The sequence below is a fragment of the Phycisphaeraceae bacterium genome (assembly GCA_015709595.1).
Classification (GTDB): Bacteria; Planctomycetota; Phycisphaerae; order Phycisphaerales; family SM1A02; genus CAADGA01.
Map to the genome: position 1 here is coordinate 241811 of CP054178.1, position 16643 is coordinate 258453.

Consider the following 16643-nt stretch of genomic DNA (forward strand, 5'->3'; position numbering starts at 1 on the left):
GAAACGGGCGGACGTGCCGCCCCGGACGGGCCTGTAGCCCGAGCGATCCAGCCAGCAATCCAGCGATCCCCGGACCCGGCGCATGTGCGGCGGGCCACCACCACGCCTCACGCGCGGCGCGATGTCACGCCGCCGCCAACGACGGAGATCGCTGTGAACATCGAAACGCTTCCCATCGACGCGGTCAAGGAATACGACCGTAACCCCCGCACCATCAACGACGCTGCCATCGACGCGGTGGCCAAGAGCATCGAGGCGTTCGGGTTCAAGATCCCGATCCTGATAGATGCCGAAGGCGTCATCATCGCCGGTCACACCCGTCTCCGCGCTGCGCGGAAGCTCGGGCTGTCGGAGGTGCCGACGATCCGCGCCGATGATCTGACGCCGGAACAGGTCAAAGCGCTGCGCATCGCCGACAACAAGGTCGCGTCGCTGACCACCTGGGACATGGAACTCCTGCCGCTGGAGCTGGCCGACCTCAAGGGCGTGGACTTCGATCTCGCGCTGCTCGGCTTCAGCGCCGAGGACCTCAACGCGATCATGGCTCCCGCGGGCAGCGAGGGCTTGACTGATCCCGATGACGTGCCGGGCGCGCCGGACGCGGCGACGACGGTGCCCGGCGACATCTGGGTGCTCGGCAACCACCGCCTGATGTGCGGCGACTCGTCCAAGCCCGAGGATCTGGACCGGCTGCTCGATGGCCAGCCGATCCACCTCGTGAACACGGACCCGCCGTACAACGTGAAGGTCGAGCCCCGCTCGAACAACGCGATCGTCGCCGGCCTGAGTTCGTTCGCACTGCCCGGCAAAGCAGACCAGCACGACCAGCAGAGCGCCGACCTCAACCGCTACCCGGAGAAGAGCCGCGCCACGCACAAGAAGCTCCGGGCCAAAGACCGGCCGCTCGCCAACGACTTCGTGACGGACGACGAGTTCGACCGGCTGCTCGCGGCGTGGTTTGGGAACATCACCCGCGTGCTCATCCCCGGCGGCACGTTCTACATCTGGGGCGGGTACGCCAACTGCGGCAACTACCCGCCGGTGCTCAAACGCTGCGAGCTCTACTTCGCGCAGGCCATCATCTGGATCAAGGAGCACCCCGTCCTCACGCGGAAGGACTTCATGGGCAACCACGAGTGGTGCTTTTACGGCTGGAAGGAAGGTGCGGCCCACCGCTTCTTCGGCCCGGCGAACGTGCCCGACACCTGGTCGATCAAGAAGGTCAACCCGCAGAGCATGGTCCACCTCACCGAGAAGCCCGTCGAGCTCGCGCGGCGGGCGATCGAGTTCTCGTCGCGTCCGGGCGAGAACGTGCTCGACCTCTTCGGTGGCAGCGGCAGCACGCTCATCGGCGCAGAGATGACCGGGCGGCGGGCGTTCCTGATGGAACTCGACGCGCTGTACTGCGATGTCATTGTGCAGCGCTGGGAGAAGTTCACGGGGCGCAAGGCGGAACGTCTTCCCGCAAAGGGTGTGGCCGAAGAGAAAGCCGCGACCCGGAAGAAGGTCGCGGCTGGAGGCAAGGCGTGATGCTCGCCTCACTCTTCGTCGAGCGTGGGAAGCGGGCCGTCGGTCGCCTCGTGCCAGTCAAGGGCGTACCGCTCGGCGATGTCATCGAGGTCGCGGTCGGTCAGGTACTCCGCCGTCTTGCGGCCTTGGCAGGCAGCGACCGCTCGGGCGAGATCGGTCCACTCCTCGATGGTGAGCATCTGGTCCTGCCGCGCGCCGAGCAGGTACAGAGCGGCTTGAAGGACGGCGTCGAGCTGCGCTTCGCTGGGGTGCGTGGCGGACATGGGTCAGGCCCCCTTCCCGCGTGGGGGGGCGACGAAGACGCCGCGCTCGTGCTTCTTGAAGCGGGCGGCCGTCCCCTTCGCGGCGATTTCCCGGATAATGGCGGCGTAAAGCGTGGCTTCGGGGGTCTTGCCGCCGGGGCTCTTCCACAGGCCCTTCGCTTCCATCGCGGCGATCATCTCCGTCGCCCGCATCGGCACCTCGGACGCGGCGAGCACCTGCGCGGCGGCGTCGAGGGCGCTGACGCGCTTCGGCTTGGCTTCCTTCGCGGGCTTCGGGGTCTTCGCAGCCTTGGGCGGCTTCGCGGCCTTCTCGCCCTTGCCCTTCACCGGGGCGGCGGGCTTGCCGTCGATGCGGTCCTTAATCTCGGCGAGGGCCGCCTTGCGGAGGCGGTCCGTCTTGGCCGCCCCTTCGGCGCGGGCGGCGCTCTTGGACATCTTGGGGGTGCGGGGCTTCGCGGCCTTCTTGGTCTTCGTACTCATGGTCATCTCCAGAATGGTGGTGCGGAACACCGCCGCACGTTGCGGCGGGGAAGCGTGGCTGGCGCGGTTCCCCGCGTCGCCGCGCAGCGGCTAGCAACCGGCGACACGCTCGATCTCGTAGAGCACGTCGTGGATCATCGAGTTGGTGGCGGCGGCGCGGCCGCGCCGGTCGGTCCCGTAGACCGCCTTGGCGACCTCGGCGGCTTTGGCGTAGCGGGCGTCGCGGTCATCGTCCCGCTTGAACGCGGCGATGCAGACCTCGCCCTCCATGACGTACGCGCCGTCGTCGTTGCGGGTGATCTCGATGTCCCCGCGCTGGCCTGCGATCACGATCGTCTTGATGTTCATGGGTGTGCTCCTTCGCGTGGTGCGTGCTCATTCCCCCTTGAGAAACTCCTCGACGTGCTCGGGGTCCATGTTGGCCATGAACCCGACCAGGTTGACAAGGTCTTCGCGGACCTTGCTGAGGTTGCCGACGAGTCCCCAGTTGGTCGGGGCGGCCGCGTGCTCCTTGTCGTTGATGTTGAGGTGCATGCTCAGCACGTCGAGCAGGCGGGCGATGTCGTTCCGCCGCGCGGCGTACACCTCGGCGGCGGCGGGTTCTGGCTTCGTGTTCTTGTGGTTCGTCATGGTCGTGCTCCTGTGTGGGGGGTGCGTGGTGCTCTGGTAAACAACGAAGCCCGCAACACGCGGGCTTCAGGGGGTCGGGTGGATCGAGTGGGGGTTGCCGTCACCGGTCGGCGGCGCTTTGGGTTCACCGACCGCCGCGAGGTAATCGATCAGGTCGGAGGCGGTCCAGGTATCGCCCTCGACCGCGTCGTGCTCGTTTGGCCCGTCGCGGCCGTCGGGGTCGATCTCGAAGAGGCGGAAGCCGCCTGTGTTCGTGGTATCGATCGCCCATGTGCGGCCGTCGGGGGTGTGGACCTCGACGCTGGCGACGGTGAAGCCCCGGCGGCCCAGGGCGCTGGCGATCCCGACGGCGTTCTTCGTGCTGGTCTTCATCGCGTTGGTCTCCGTCGCGGGGTTCTGCCCCGCGTTGTGACACATGAAGCCGTGACATCGCGGGAACTGCAAGGCCATTCCGCGAGGATTCGCCGAGAATCTGCCCGTTGTGGGCAACTACGCGAAACATGTGGGCAAGTGGCGGAATGTGCAGGTCCGGGAGGTGCGGCATGACTCCCGAACACGCGCCTAGTTCGGGCCCTGACGGCGGACCGGCACAGGGGATGTCCCGGTTGAACCCCGCAGCGCTCCCCGTGGCGGACGCCGCACGTGTGCTGACGCGGCTGGGCGGCAAGCCAGTCACCGAGGCGATGCTCCGCGCGGACATCGACGCTGGCGCGCCGACGAACGCGGGCGGGACGCTCAACCTCGTGCACTACGCCGCGTGGCTTGTGAAGGAGATGTCCGTGGGGGGTGCAGGTGGCGATTGACCCGCGCCAACTCAGGCCCGGCGAGCTCGCTCGGCTGCTCAACAGCACGCCGCTGGGCGAGGTCGTCAGCGAGCGGCAGCTCCACCGGCATCGCACGCGCGCGGGGTTCCGTGTCGCGGCGGATGGCGACGCGGGGAAGGTGGATCTGTTCCGGTACGTCGCGTGGCTGGTGACGACGCGGCACGAGGCAATCGCGGAAGCGGCCCGCGAGCCGGACGGGCTCACCGGATACGAGGCGATGAAGGAGCGGGCGCGGCAGCGCAACGCCATGCTCTCGCTCTCGGGGCGTGACATCGGTGATCTGCCGCCGGTTGCTGATGCGGCTCGGAAGGAGAAGGCGGCCCGGGACTTCCGGTACTTCTGCGATGCCTACTTCGCGCTGACATTCCATCTCCCCTGGTCCCCCGATCACCTGCGGGTGGTAGCCAAGATCGAGCAGGCTGTGCTTGAGGGCGGGCTCTTTGCGATGGCGATGCCGCGCGGCAGCGGCAAGACCTCGCTCTGCGAGGTGGCGTGCCTGTGGGCGATGCTCTACGGCCACCGCGACTTCGTGGCGCTCATCGGGTCCGATGAAGAGCACGCCGCCGGGATGCTGGAATCGATCAAGGCGGAACTGGAGAACAGCGAACTGCTCGCGGGCGACTTCCCCGAGGTCTGCCACCCGATCCGCTCGCTGGAGGGCATCCACCAACGGGCCTCGGGGCAGCTCTACCAGGGGAAGCAGACGCACATCGGGTGGACAGCCCGAGAGATCGTGCTGCCGACGATCCCGGGCTCACCGGGAGCGGGCGCCATCATCCGCGTGGCGGGCATCACCGGTCGCATCCGCGGCATGAAGCACAAGCGGGCAGATGGCACATCGGCGCGGCCTTCGCTCGTGCTGATCGACGATCCGCAAACGGACGAGAGCGCCCGGTCCCCGTCGCAGTGCGCCAACCGGGAGCGCATCCTGGCAGGCGCGATTCTCGGTCTCGCGGGGCCGGGGAAGAAGATCGCCGGGCTGATGACGCTGACGGTCGTCCGCCCCGACGACCTGGCCGACCGCATCCTTGACCGGGACAAGCACCCGCAGTGGCAGGGCGAGCGGACGAAGATGGTGTACGCCTTCCCCGCGCGGGAGGCGTTGTGGCAGCGGTACGCGGAGGTGCGGGCCGAGGGCTTGCGGAACGACCGAGGGATGAAGGCGGCCACGGAGTTCTACAAGCAGCACCGCACAGCGATGGACGAGGGCGCGGTGATCGCGTGGCCCGAGCGCTTCAACCACGACGAGCTCTCGGCGCTCCAGCACGCGATGAACCTCAAGCTCCAGAACGAAGCGGCGTTCTTCGCGGAGTACCAGAACGAGCCGCTGCCCGAGGTCCAGGCGGCGGACGACCTGCTCAGCGCCGACCAGATCGCGGCCAAGGGCAACGGGCATGCCCGCGCCGAGGTCCCCATCGGCTGCACGCGGCTGACGATGTTCGTGGATGTGCAGGGCAAGGCGCTGTTCTACTTGGTCGCGGCGTGGGAGGACGACTTCACCGGGTACGTCATCGACTATGGCACCGAGCCAGACCAGAAGTCAGCGTACTTCACGCTGCGGGACATGCGGCGGACGCTGGCGAACGCTGCGCCCCGCGCCGGCGTCGAAGGGGCGATCTATGCGGGGCTGGAGCGGCTCGCCGAAGCCTACCTCGCCCGCGAGTGGCGGCGTGACGACGGCGCGATGGTGCGCATCGACCGCTGTCTGATCGATGCGAACTGGGGTTCGTCCACGGACGTGGTCTACCAGTTCTGCCGCCAGAGCCCGCACGCGGGCGTGCTGATGCCGAGCCACGGGCGGTACGTCGGGGCGTCGAGCATCCCGTTCTCGGATTACAAGCGCAAGCGTGGCGAGCGCGTCGGGCTCAACTGGCGCGTGCCGGTGGTAAACGGGAAACGCAGCGTGCGACACATCGTGTTCGACACGAACTACTGGAAGTCGTTCGTGCATGCGCGACTCGCCGTGCCGATGGGCGATCCGGGGTGCCTCTCGCTATACGGCAGCAAGCCCGAGCCACACCGATTGCTGGCCGAGCATCTGACCAGCGAGTACCGGGTCAAGACCGAAGGACGTGGCCGCACCGTGGACGAGTGGAAACTCCGCGTGGAGGGGCTCGACAACCACTGGCTGGACGGCCTAGTGGGTTCAGCGGTCGCGGCGTCGATGGAGGGAGCGGTGCTCTTCGGCACGGACACGAAGGTCGCCGCTCGGCCGCGGCTGAAGCTGTCGGCGTTGAAGGAGCGGACGCGATGACACCCAAATCGCCGCCGAAGCAGGATGCAAAGCCAAGGGGACTCGTCTGCCCGACTTGTGGTTGCCAGCACTTCGAGGTGATCTACACCCGCGCGACCCCGGTTGGCACGATCCGTCGCCGGCGGCAGTGTCGCCATTGCGGCCGGCGCGTGACGACGAGCGAGCACATCGGCGCATGAGCGCCGCACCGATGTGCGTGGTGCTGGCTCGCGAGTCACGCTGAGATCGATCACTGCCCTGGGGTCTACCGGTGGAACAAACGCCGCGTTGATCGCCGAGGTGCGCCACACCACGATCGGCTTTTGCATAAAGGCAGCCGTGGCGAGCGTCCTCTCTTCGCCGCCCGGAGTACTTGCATGCCCGACCCCGCCCCCAACCTCGACCAAGCCATCCGCGACAACGCGTCGCAGCCCGCGAAGGCGTCGGTGGACGGTCAGTCCGTCGAGCAGCACCCGCTGAAGGACCAGATCGAGGCCGACCGCTACCTCGCGTCCAAGGACGCCGCGAGGAAGCCCGGCCTCGGCATCAAGTTCGGCAAGATCGTCCCGCCCGGCTCCGTCTGAACCACTCATGCTGAAAGCCATCGCCAACATCATGAGCCGGGTCGGACGTGAGACGCGAGGAGCATCTCCCTCCCCGGTGACGTCGCTTCCCCCCGACCCGCACGGACGCGGGTCGCGTCGGGGGGGCGGCGGCCGTCGCCCGGTCGTTGCCAAGTTCGACTCGGCGCAGACCACCGCCGACAACCGCAGGCACTGGGCGAACGCCGATGGGTTGTCACCCAACGCCGCGATCAACCCCGAGGTGCGACGCGTCCTCCGCAACCGGGCGCGCTACGAAGTCGCCAACAACTCCTACGCCAAGGGCATCGTCCTCACGCTTGCCAACGACACGGTCGGCACCGGCCCCCGGCTGCAGATGCTCACCGACGACGCGGCCGCGAACCGGCGCGTCGAGGTGCTCTTCGAGGCGTGGGCGGCGGCGATCGACCTGCCCGGCAAGCTCCGCACCATGCGGATGGCCCGCGCCGAGAGCGGCGAGGCCTTCGGGCTCCTGGTCAGCAGCCCCGGCATCGACTCGACCGTCAAGCTCGACCTACGGCTGATCGAGCCCGAGCAGGTGGCATCACCACACCTGCCGTGGAGCCGGGCGGCCCGTGCGCTCCCGGGCGATGCCGACGGCATCGTGCTCGACGCCTACGGACTCCCCGCCGCGTACCGCGTGCTACGCCAGCACCCGGGGGATGTGAGCAACTGGGCCGGTCCGGGCGCAGGTGCCGACCCCGCGTTCGACACGCTCCCGGCCAGCAGCGTGCTGCACTACTTCCGGCCCGATCGGCCCGGTCAACTGCGTGGCGTTCCGGACATCACTCCCGCGCTGCCGCTGTTCGCGCAGCTGCGGCGGTACACCCTCGCCGTCATCGCGGCCGCCGAGACCGCCGCCGACTTCGCAGCGGTGCTCTACACCGACGCCCCCGCCAACGGCGAGGCCGACCCGCTGGAGCCGATGGACGAGATCGAGCTCGAGAAGCGCATGGCGACCGTGCTGCCCGGCGGCTGGAAGCTGGGCCAGGTCCACGCCGAGCAGCCGACCACGAGCTACGCCGAGTTCAAGCGCGAGATCCTCAACGAGATCGCACGCTGCCTGAACATGCCCTTCAACGTCGCGGCGGGCAACTCCTCCGGTTACAACTACGCGAGCGGACGCCTCGACCACCAGACGTACTTCAAGAGTCTGCGCGTCGACCAGCATCACCTGCGGCTGGCGGTCCTCGACCGCCTGCTCCGGGCCTGGCTTGACGAAGCAACCCTCGTCGAAGGGCTGCTCCCGCAGTCGATGCGGGTGCGCGGAGCGGCGACGCCTCACACCTGGTTCTGGGATGGCGTCGAGCACGTCGACCCGGCCAAGGAAGCCACGGCCCAGGCCACGCGCCTGGCCAACCACACCACCACGCTCGCCCACGAGTTCGCCCGCCAGGGGCGCGACTGGGAGGACGAGCTCCGTCAGCGGGCCAAGGAACTCGCGCTCATGGCCGAGCTCGGGCTCCCGCTCACCACGACCGCACAGCAGGAGTCCGCCCCGAGGCGTGACGAGGAACAGGAGACCGAAGCCCATGCCATCTGACACCATCGTCTTCAACGACCACCCGCTGGTCATCCGCGCCCAGAAAGCCGCAGACGCCGACGCGGCGGCTGCCCCGCACACGAGCCTCTCCCTGACCGCGCAGGCGGAGTTTGAGATCGTCGCGGGCGAGGACGCAGGACCGAACGCGGCGCTGCCGAAGTTCCGGATGGTCGCCTACACCGGCGGCCCCATGAAGGTCGCCGGTTGGCGGCACCCGGTCGTCATCGACCTGGCGGGCCTTGCGATCCCCTCGCAGTACCGCCCGATCCGCTTCGGTCACGATGCGTCCGCCGGCGTTGGGCACACCAGTGCCGTCGCCGTTGAGGAAGGCAAGCTCGTCGCCTCCGGCGTGATCTCCCGCGACACCCACGCGGCCAAGGAGGTTGTGGCGTCGGCGCGCAACGGGTTCCCGTGGCAGGCGTCCGTGGGCGCAAGCGTCGAGGCCTTCGAGTTCCTCCGCGAGAACCAGTCCGCGACGGTCAACGGCCGCGATGTGCAGGGACCCCTGAACATCGTCCGCCGCGCCACGCTCGGCGAGATCAGTTTCGTAGACCTTGGTGCCGACGGCGGGACGACCGCAAGCATCGCGGCTTCAGGTGAGGCTGTGGGGGCGGGTGGTAGCGACAATGGCGGTACCGCCGGTGGTGAGACGGTGCCGGGCAGCAGCAGCGCGGGAACCCCCGATCCCGTGCGCGACCTGCGTGCCCAGATGGCCGCCGAGACGGACCGGATCGCGGCCATCCGGCGTCTGTGCGCCGCGGGGGGCGGGACGCACCCGGGCATCGAATCGCAGGCCATCCGCGAGGGATGGGACGCCACGCGCACGGAGTTGGAGGTGCTGCGCGCCAGCCGTCCCAAGCCGCCCGCCGGTCCGGCGATCCACGCGCAGGGCCACGCGGGCGTTACGCAGAATGTGCTCGAGGCCGCGTGCATCCTCTCGGGCCGCCTGGAGAATCCGGAGAAGCACTGCAACGAGCGTGACCTCGAAGCCGCGAGCCGGGCATTCGGCCGCACGATGGGACTGCAGGAACTGCTCCTGCACGCCGCGTGGGCCAACGGCTACTCGGGGCGCACCTTCCGAGACTGGCATGGCGTGATGGACGCTGCCTTCGGCCGCCACATCGAGGCCTCGGTCGGCAACAGCACGATCAGCATCTCGGGCATCCTCTCCAACGTCGCCAACAAGTTCCTGCTGGAGGGCTTCTTCAGCGTCGAGCGCGTCTGGCGGAACATCTGCGCTGTCCGTAGCGTCACCGACTTCAAGACTGTGACCAGCTACCGCCTCACCGGCAATGACGGGTACGAGAAGGTCGCCCCGGGCGGCGAGATCAAGCACGGCACGCTCGGCGAGGAGTCCTACTCCAACAAGGCCGAGACGTACGCGCTGATGCTCTCGATCGACCGCACCGACATCATCAACGACGACCTGGGCGCGATCACGACGGTGCCGCGGAAGCTCGGCTCGGGCTCGGGCAAGACCATCAACGAGGTCTTCTGGGCCGCGTTCATGGCTAACAGCGGGTTCTTCACGGTCGGCAACAAGAACTACATCACGGGGGCGGACACGGCGCTGGGGATCGACGGGCTGACAAAGGCCGAGGTCGCCTTCATGGATCAGGTGGACTCCGACGGCAAGCCCATCGGCGTGCTGCCCTCGATCCTACTGGTGCCAACGGCACTCTCGGCGATGGGGAGCCAGCTCTTCAAGAGCCTGGAGCTGCGCGACAACACGGCCGCGGCCAAGTACCCCATCACCAACCCGCACCAGGGCAAGTTCCGTGTCGAGGTCAGCCGCTATCTCGGCAACCCCAAGTTCACCGGCAACTCCACCAAGGCGTGGTACCTGCTGGCGGACGCAAGTGATCTGCCGATCGTCGAGATGGCATTCCTGAACGGGCAGGAAGCCCCGACCATCGAGACGGCTGAACAGGCCTTCAACCGTCTGGGCATCCAGATGCGCGGGTACCACGACTTCGGCGTGGCGCTGCAGGACCCGCGCGGAGGCGTCAAGAGCAAGGGTGAGGCGTAACCCCATGGGCGACGTCATCGAGGGCGGCGGAGTTACACCAGGCGAGCCGGGCGAGCCCGGCTCCGGAGGATCACAGATGTCCACGACGAAGTTCGTACAGGAAGGCGCAGCGATCGACTACACCCCCGGGGCCGACATCCCCGCGGGCACGGTCGTCGTACAAGGCGACCTGGTCGGCACCACGCGCGTCGATCTCAAGTCGGGCCAGCTCGGCTCGCTGGCGGTGCAGGGGGTGTTCGACTTCCCCAAGGCCACTGGCGCGGGCACGGCGTTCACCGTCGGCACGCTGGCCTACTGGGACGCGACCAACAAGGTCGCCACCAAGACCGCCTCGGGCAACAAGGTGATCGGCAAGGCCGTGCGTGCCGCGGCCGACGCCGACACGAGTGTTCGCATCCGGATGTCGCAGTAACCCCCACCCCCCCACCGGAGGCGCTCATGGGTGACCTGCTCGAACAAGGCGCGGCGTTCCTCGACGACCAGCGGCATCGGCACATGAGCCGAACCGTGGTCTACAAGCGAGGGAGCGACGCCAAAGAGGTGCAGGCCACCATCGGCCGCACCGAGTTCGAGCAGGCCGATGAGGCGGGCCTGATCCACCGCGTCGAATCGCGGGATTACCTCATCCGCGCGGCGGATCTGGACCTGGGCGCAGGCCCGATCCAGCCCAAGGCCGGCGATCAGGTGCGGGAGCAGGTTGGGTCGCAGGTGTTCGTGTACGAGGTCAACGCGCCTGGGGGGCGGGCGGGCAGCCGCCGTTCCGCTACAGCGACCCGTACCGCAGGACTTTTCGGATTCACACCAAGCACATCGGCACGGAGACGTGATGGCAGAGTCGAACGCACAGAACGGGACCAGGCTCAATGGTGGAGCGAGGTGGGCGGGCGTGCTCGTCACCATCATCCTCGCCGCCGGCGCGATGACGATCCAGTGGGGCGTGGTCACCACCAAGCTCCAGCAGGTCGAGAAGCGGCTGGACGAGTTCCTCGGCGAGGCAAGGACGCTGCGGACCGAGTACCAGTCGATCGAGCGGCGAGTGTCGTACCTGGAAGGTCGGCTCAACGGAAGGGGTGGCCAGTGAGCACCATCGCGGCTATCGCCGACGCCGTCGCCGCGCACATCAACGCCGGGACGTACACGCGCCCCGTGACCGCCGCGCGGGTCTATCAGCCCGCCTTCACGCTGGAGGACCTCAAGGACCAGCGCGTGTCGGTCGTGCCGCGGACGGTCGGCATCTCCGCCTCCAGCCGCGACAGCAGCATCTTCGAGTGCGTCATCGACGTGGGCGTGCAACAGAAGCTGCCAGCCGAGAACGAGCAAGCCGAGATCGACGCCCTGCTCGACCTCGCCGAGGAGATCGCCGACCGCCTGCGGCTGACGAGGCTTCCCGGTGCGCCCGAAGCAGCATGGGTGGGCATCGCCCACGAGCCCGTGGTGTCGAGCGAATCGCTGGAGCAGCATCGGGTCTTCACGAGCGTCCTGAGCGTCACGTACCGGGTGCGGAGGTAAGCAATGCGGAACTTCATCGCGCTCAAGATCGACCTGGACAGCACCTACGCATCGCTCTCGGCGACGCCGCTGGTGGCGACGTGCACGCTGACGTTCGCGCACACCAACACGCAGGACGCCACGCTCAAGGGGACCGACGGCAAGGAACTGTTGATCCCGCCCGGGGCGCAGTACCGGCTGGAGCGCGTGGACCTTTCGCGGATTGAGATCAAGAGCAAGAGCGGCGAGTGCGTGTACGTGGTCGGACACAGCGGCTAGACACCCCCACGAGAGGCAAGGAGAACGGCGATGGCGATCAAACTGGGCATGGAGGCCGCCCTCAAGTACAAGGCCGGCGGACAGGCGGGCGGCGGCTCCTGGACGGCGCTGGGCAACACCCGCGACGTGACGCTCAATCTCGAAGCGGGCGAGGCCGACGTGACTACGCGCGCCAACGCTGGGTGGCGGGCGACCGTCGCCACGCTCAAGGAGGCGAGCGTCGAGTTCGAGATGGTGTGGGACACCGCCGACGCGGGCTTCACCGCCATCAAGAACGCCTTCTTCAACAACACCGTCATTGGCCTGCAGGTCCTCGACGGGACCAGCGGCCAGGGTCTTCAGGCGGACTTCTCGATCACCAACTTCTCGCGTAGCGAGGCACTCGAAGAGGCCATCACCGTCTCGGTCACGGCGAAGGTGACGTACTCGACGACGGCGCCTTCATGGATCGGCGGCTAACTCACACGGCAATCAGTCAGGAGGCACGGATGCGGGCATTTACCGACAACGCGGGCAGGCAGTGGCAGGTCGAGATCAACGTCGCGGCGCTCAAACGGGTGCGCGGCCTGGTACGCGTGGACCTCATGCAGCCGATCGAGGGATCAGGCGGGCTCATCGAGCGGCTCGTCCGAGACCCGGTCCTGCTGTGCGACGTGGTCTACGCGCTGTGCAAGCCGGAGGCGGACGCGAAGTCCATCTCCGACGAGGACTTCGGCCGGGCGATGGCGGGCGACGCCATTGAGCACGCTACCGCGGCGGTGCTGGAGGAGCTCGTGTCTTTCTGCCCGAGCCCGAGGGACCGGGCCAACCTCGGGCGGGTGCTCCAGGCCACGCGAGAGGTGATGGACAAGGCGCGGGACCTGGCGACCCGACGGATCGATCACCTGATCCAGAGCGGGGAGCTGGACCGGATCGCGGAGAGCGCCCTCGCGGAAGCGAACCCACCGCCGCCGACGCCTGGCGACTCGTCTGGCACTGTGCCGGAGCCGTCGGCGTCGATCCCGGCCCCCTGACGCTCCGCGAGCTGATGGACATGCACGAAGGGCGGCAGCGGCACGACTGGTCCATCGCTTCGTCGTGCCTCTCGGTCATCGCCAACCTGCACCGCGACCCCAAGCGCTCGCGATCGTTCAAGCCCAGCGACTTCGACCCATTCGCACACCAAGCACGTCAACGCCCAATCACGGTTCCCGTCTCGGTCCTCAGAGACGTGTTCATCGACGGCAAGTTCCCCGACCTGCCCAAGGAGGCTCACGGATGAAGTTCCTCGGTTCACTCTCCACCCGCCACGTCGTCTATCTCGTCGGCCTGATCCTGCTGGCGCTCGTGCTCGCCTCGTGCGCCGGGATCGACCTGGGCGACCTCGTCAAGGTCAAGACGCCCAACGCGATCCAGCAGACCACGGGCCTGCGCTCGACGCTCAGCCTCAACGAGGCGGAGGTCGAGTACCAGCAATGGTTCAACCAGGTGCAGGCCACCGGCGCGCAGTGGAAGGGCAACATCCAGCGCGCTGGTGAAGTCCGCGGGCTGCTCGGGCAGCTCACGCTCTCCGCCCTCGACACCGTCGGCCCGACGGTTGCGGGCCTGCCCGTGCTCGGCCCGGCGCTGCCGGCGCTCACCGGCATCGTCGGGTTGTTCATCGGTTCGGGCCGACTCCGAAAGGAGAAGGAGGCGTCGTTCAACAAGGGCCTGGAGACCGGCCGCGATATGTCGGAAGCCTGATTCAAGGAGGAACCACCGATGCAGATCGTCCCCGGACGCTTTGTCCGAGTCCCCAACAAGCCACCGTACCAGCACCCTGCCGCCAGCCCGGACTACTTCGCCACGCGCGGCGAGGTGGTCTGTGATGGGCGGCACGCGACACTCGACATGCTCTTTACGCCCACGGAACTGCGCCGGGCCGCGCACCGCGCGCAGAAGAACCTCGAGGACATCCCGCCGGCGAAGCGGCAGTCGCTCCTGGCCCTCATCCGGCGCGTGCTGGGTGGTGGTGAGCGGTGATCACCATGCGGATCAAGGACATGTTCTTCGACCGGCACGTCGTCATGCGGGCGATGGACTCGGCCAAGCGCAAGGTGCTCAGCCAGGCTGGGGCGTTCATCCGCACGGCGGCGAAGACCAGCATCCGCAAGCGCAAGGGGACCGCCCCGCCGGGCAAGCCGCCATACTCGCACGAAGGCAGCCTGCGGAAGTTGATCCTCTTCGGGTACGACCGCGCGAGCGATTCGGTCGTGGTGGGGCCGGTTGGGTTTGCCAAGTACACCGCGCCGCGGGCACTGGAACACGGCGGTGAGACGGTCGTGCATACCAGGCGCAAGGGAAGGTTGACATCACGGAAGGTCAAGATCGCCGCGCGGCCGTTCATGGCCCCGGCGCTGGAGAAGGAGCGGCCCAAGTTGCCGCTGCTGTGGCGGAACTCGATCAGGAAGGGAGCGTAATCGGTGGCCGACACGCGGGGCATCCGGGCGGGACGGGCGTTCGTCGAGCTCGGCGTGAGCGACAAACTCAGCGCCGGGCTTCGCCGCGCCCAGAAGCGACTGGAGGCCTTCGGCCAGGGGCTGCGAAGCGCCGGCACGAGGCTGGCGGGCATCGGCGCGGCGGCGGTCACGGCGCTGCTCGGGAGCGTGAAGGTCTTCGCCGGCATGGGCGACGCCCTGGACAAGATGAGCCTGCGCGCCGGCGTCAGCGCCGAGGCCCTGAGCGAGCTGGGCTTCGCCGCCGAGCAGTCCGGGGCGGACTTGGAGACGCTTGAGAACGGCCTGAAGTTCATGCAGCGGTCGCTGGTGGACGCGGCGAAGGGCTCGGCGACCGCACAACAGGCGCTCTCGCTACTCGGCTTGTCCGTGGCCGACCTCGCGGGCCTCTCGCCGGACCAGCAGTTCAAGCGTCTCGCCGACCGCCTCGCGCAAGTCACCGACCCGGCGTTGCGCACCGCGCTGGCGATGGAGATCTTCGGGCGCGCCGGAACGAAACTCCTGCCCCTGCTCTCGTCAGGCGCGGCGGGGATCGAGGAACTTCAGCAGCAGGCCCGCAGCCTGGGTCTGACCGTCAGCACGCAGACGGCCAAGGACGCCGCGGAACTCAACGACACGCTCAACATCCTCTGGCGCGTGGTCAAGCAGGGTGTATTCGCCATTGGCGGGGCACTCGCGCCCACGATCAAGGAACTCTCGCAGCGCATTACGCGCGTCATCGTCACCGCCACAGACTGGATCAAGCGCAACAAGGACCTGGTCGTGTGGGCGCTGAAGATCGCGGCGGGCGTCGTGGTCGTCGGTGCCGCGCTCATCGGCCTGGGCGTGGTCATCTCCGGCGTCGGCGCGGCGCTGGGAGTGCTGGCCAGCATCGTTTCCGGCATCGGCGCTGTGTTCGGGCTGGTCGGGGCCGCCGTCGCGGCGTTGCTCAGCCCAATCGGGCTGGTCGTCGCCGCCGTCGTCGGTCTTGGCGCAGCGCTCCTGGTCACCAGCGGCACGGGCGGGGCCGCACTCGAATGGCTTGGCGAGCAGTTTACCCGCCTGCGCGACTGGGCCACCAAGGTCATCGGTGGCATCTCCGATGCACTGGCTGCCGGGGACATCGCTCTCGCGGCCGAGGTCCTATGGCTGTCGCTCAAGGTCATCTGGCAGCAGGGCGTCGCGGCGCTGAACAAGGCGTGGCTCGGGGCGAAGCAGTTCTTCGTGAGCACGGCCCAGTCGATGTGGCACGGGGCTCTCGCCGCCGCGGAGATCGGCTTCCACGCCATCGAGGTCGCGTGGATCGAGACCACGGCGTTCCTCAGCAAGACCTGGACGAACTTCACGACCGGGTTCCAGCAGGTCTGGGAGTCCGCGTCGTCGTGGGTCGCCAAGCGCATGCTGGAGATCCAGGGGTTGTTCGATTCCGGGCTGGATGTGGACGCCGCCAAGAAGGCGGTGGACCAGCAACTCGAATCGCGGCTGATCGAACTGGAGGACGCCGCGCAGCGCGATGTGGCCGCGCGGGAGCGACGCCGCGCCGCCGAGCGCGAGCAGGCGGCCGCCATCCACGAGGCCACGCTCGCGGCCATCGGGCAAGACTTCGAGAACGCCCAAGAAGCCCTGCGAAAGGACACCGAGGCGGGGATCGCGCAGTCGCAGGCGGCACTGGACGCCGCGAAGGAGCGCCTCGCCGCCGCGATCGAGGAAGCCCGGCGCAAACGCGAGGCGGCGGACGCCGAGCGCGGGCCCTCCAGATCGCCGCGCGACCTCATGGCAGAGTTCGAGGACCGCATCTCTGGCCTCGGCGACCTGCTCGCCAAGGGGATCAGCGTGCGCGGCACGTTCAACGCGGCGGGCGCTCAGGGCCTGGCCGCGGGGAACGACGCCGCCGAGCGCACGGCCCGGGCCACGGAGCAGACGGCCCGGCACACTAAGCGTCTGGCCGACGCGGCGGGGACGGGAGGACTTGCTTTCACATGACCAGAACACTGCCAACCAGTAGGTCAGGCAGAGTGTGTGCCGCACTCTGGGCAGATCGCATGCGTCAATCCGCGCAGGTCGTAGCCGCAGGACGAACATCGCAGGTGGACGCGACGGATCGAAGCTCGCCACAGATACCACCAAGCAGTCGCGGCCGCAAGTCCCGCTGCCAAACCGAAAGGCCATATCGGAAGCCATCGGACATCGTCCATCCACAGGTAGCCGAGGTTCATCTTGAACTCGATGTGAGTCAACTCCCATCCTGCGACTGGCGGGTGGGACGGATGGAGGAAGCCAACGCACCCA

At 68.2% G+C, this 16643-nt stretch carries 22 protein-coding genes; 17 read left to right on the forward strand and 5 right to left on the reverse strand.

Annotated features, from left to right (window positions below):
• Nucleotides 1-153 precede the first annotated feature (153 nt).
• Nucleotides 154-1530 (forward strand): ParB N-terminal domain-containing protein, encoded by a 1377-nt coding sequence (locus HRU76_01080; GenBank protein ID QOJ16272.1) that lies wholly within the window; start codon nucleotides 154-156, stop codon nucleotides 1528-1530.
• An 8-nt stretch (nucleotides 1531-1538) separates the two neighbouring features.
• On the opposite strand, the gene HRU76_01085 is transcribed toward HRU76_01080, so the two are convergent.
• The 5 genes from HRU76_01085 to HRU76_01105 all read right to left on the reverse strand — a co-directional run bounded on the left by HRU76_01085 (nucleotide 1539) and on the right by HRU76_01105 (nucleotide 3275).
• Nucleotides 1539-1793 (reverse strand): hypothetical protein, encoded by a 255-nt coding sequence (locus HRU76_01085; protein QOJ16273.1) that lies wholly within the window; start codon nucleotides 1791-1793, stop codon nucleotides 1539-1541.
• 3 nt (nucleotides 1794-1796) lie between these two features.
• Complete coding sequence (locus HRU76_01090) at nucleotides 1797-2303, reverse strand: hypothetical protein (GenBank protein QOJ16274.1); 507 nt, start codon at nucleotides 2301-2303, stop codon at nucleotides 1797-1799.
• 60 nt (nucleotides 2304-2363) lie between these two features.
• Complete coding sequence (locus tag HRU76_01095; protein QOJ16275.1) at nucleotides 2364-2621, reverse strand: hypothetical protein; 258 nt, start codon at nucleotides 2619-2621, stop codon at nucleotides 2364-2366.
• Nucleotides 2622-2648: 27 nt separating this feature from the next.
• Entirely contained in the window at nucleotides 2649-2903 is a 255-nt protein-coding gene (locus HRU76_01100; GenBank protein ID QOJ16276.1) for a hypothetical protein, read from the reverse strand.
• A gap of 66 nt (nucleotides 2904-2969) precedes the next feature.
• On the reverse strand, nucleotides 2970-3275 hold the full coding sequence (locus HRU76_01105) for a hypothetical protein (GenBank protein QOJ16277.1): 306 nt from the start codon (nucleotides 3273-3275) through the stop codon (nucleotides 2970-2972).
• A 224-nt stretch (nucleotides 3276-3499) separates the two neighbouring features.
• Between HRU76_01105 and HRU76_01110 the strand changes: the two genes are divergently transcribed.
• The 16 genes from HRU76_01110 (at nucleotide 3500) to HRU76_01185 (ending at nucleotide 16337) form a co-directional block, all read left to right on the forward strand.
• Nucleotides 3500-3706, forward strand: coding sequence for a hypothetical protein (locus HRU76_01110; protein ID QOJ16278.1), 207 nt, complete (start codon nucleotides 3500-3502; stop codon nucleotides 3704-3706).
• Nucleotides 3690-5981, forward strand: coding sequence for a phage terminase large subunit family protein (locus HRU76_01115; GenBank protein ID QOJ16279.1), 2292 nt, complete (start codon nucleotides 3690-3692; stop codon nucleotides 5979-5981). The genes HRU76_01110 and HRU76_01115 overlap by 17 nt, the downstream gene beginning before the upstream one ends.
• A 356-nt stretch (nucleotides 5982-6337) precedes the next feature.
• A complete protein-coding gene (locus tag HRU76_01120) occupies nucleotides 6338-6544 on the forward strand; it encodes a hypothetical protein (protein QOJ16280.1) in 207 nt (68 codons plus the stop codon).
• 7 nt (nucleotides 6545-6551) lie between these two features.
• The gene (locus tag HRU76_01125; GenBank protein ID QOJ16281.1) at nucleotides 6552-8105 is read left to right on the forward strand and encodes a phage portal protein; all 1554 of its coding nucleotides are present in this window, start codon (nucleotides 6552-6554) and stop codon (nucleotides 8103-8105) included.
• Entirely contained in the window at nucleotides 8095-10134 is a 2040-nt protein-coding gene (locus tag HRU76_01130) for a hypothetical protein (protein ID QOJ16282.1), read from the forward strand. The genes HRU76_01125 and HRU76_01130 overlap by 11 nt, the downstream gene beginning before the upstream one ends.
• 76 nt (nucleotides 10135-10210) lie before the next feature.
• Nucleotides 10211-10546, forward strand: a complete 336-nt coding sequence (locus tag HRU76_01135; protein QOJ19052.1) for a DUF2190 family protein — start codon at nucleotides 10211-10213, stop codon at nucleotides 10544-10546.
• Between the two features lie 474 nt (nucleotides 10547-11020).
• Nucleotides 11021-11215: a hypothetical protein gene (locus tag HRU76_01140; GenBank protein QOJ16283.1), complete on the forward strand. Its 195-nt coding sequence runs from the start codon at nucleotides 11021-11023 to the stop codon at nucleotides 11213-11215.
• On the forward strand, nucleotides 11212-11643 hold the full coding sequence (locus tag HRU76_01145; GenBank protein ID QOJ16284.1) for a hypothetical protein: 432 nt from the start codon (nucleotides 11212-11214) through the stop codon (nucleotides 11641-11643). The genes HRU76_01140 and HRU76_01145 overlap by 4 nt, the downstream gene beginning before the upstream one ends.
• 3 nt (nucleotides 11644-11646) lie before the next feature.
• Nucleotides 11647-11901 (forward strand): hypothetical protein, encoded by a 255-nt coding sequence (locus HRU76_01150; protein QOJ16285.1) that lies wholly within the window; start codon nucleotides 11647-11649, stop codon nucleotides 11899-11901.
• Between the two features lie 30 nt (nucleotides 11902-11931).
• Nucleotides 11932-12360, forward strand: a complete 429-nt coding sequence (locus HRU76_01155) for a hypothetical protein (GenBank protein QOJ16286.1) — start codon at nucleotides 11932-11934, stop codon at nucleotides 12358-12360.
• Nucleotides 12361-12389: 29 nt separating this feature from the next.
• Nucleotides 12390-12914 (forward strand): hypothetical protein, encoded by a 525-nt coding sequence (locus tag HRU76_01160; GenBank protein ID QOJ16287.1) that lies wholly within the window; start codon nucleotides 12390-12392, stop codon nucleotides 12912-12914.
• Nucleotides 12915-12928: 14 nt separating this feature from the next.
• A complete protein-coding gene (locus HRU76_01165) occupies nucleotides 12929-13162 on the forward strand; it encodes a hypothetical protein (GenBank protein QOJ16288.1) in 234 nt (77 codons plus the stop codon).
• On the forward strand, nucleotides 13159-13623 hold the full coding sequence (locus HRU76_01170) for a hypothetical protein (protein QOJ16289.1): 465 nt from the start codon (nucleotides 13159-13161) through the stop codon (nucleotides 13621-13623). The genes HRU76_01165 and HRU76_01170 overlap by 4 nt, the downstream gene beginning before the upstream one ends.
• Before the next feature lie 18 nt (nucleotides 13624-13641).
• Nucleotides 13642-13902, forward strand: a complete 261-nt coding sequence (locus tag HRU76_01175) for a hypothetical protein (protein QOJ16290.1) — start codon at nucleotides 13642-13644, stop codon at nucleotides 13900-13902.
• 5 nt (nucleotides 13903-13907) lie between these two features.
• Nucleotides 13908-14339: a hypothetical protein gene (locus tag HRU76_01180; GenBank protein ID QOJ16291.1), complete on the forward strand. Its 432-nt coding sequence runs from the start codon at nucleotides 13908-13910 to the stop codon at nucleotides 14337-14339.
• Between the two features lie 3 nt (nucleotides 14340-14342).
• A complete protein-coding gene (locus HRU76_01185; GenBank protein QOJ16292.1) occupies nucleotides 14343-16337 on the forward strand; it encodes a hypothetical protein in 1995 nt (664 codons plus the stop codon).
• The last annotated feature ends 306 nt before the right edge of the window (nucleotides 16338-16643 follow it).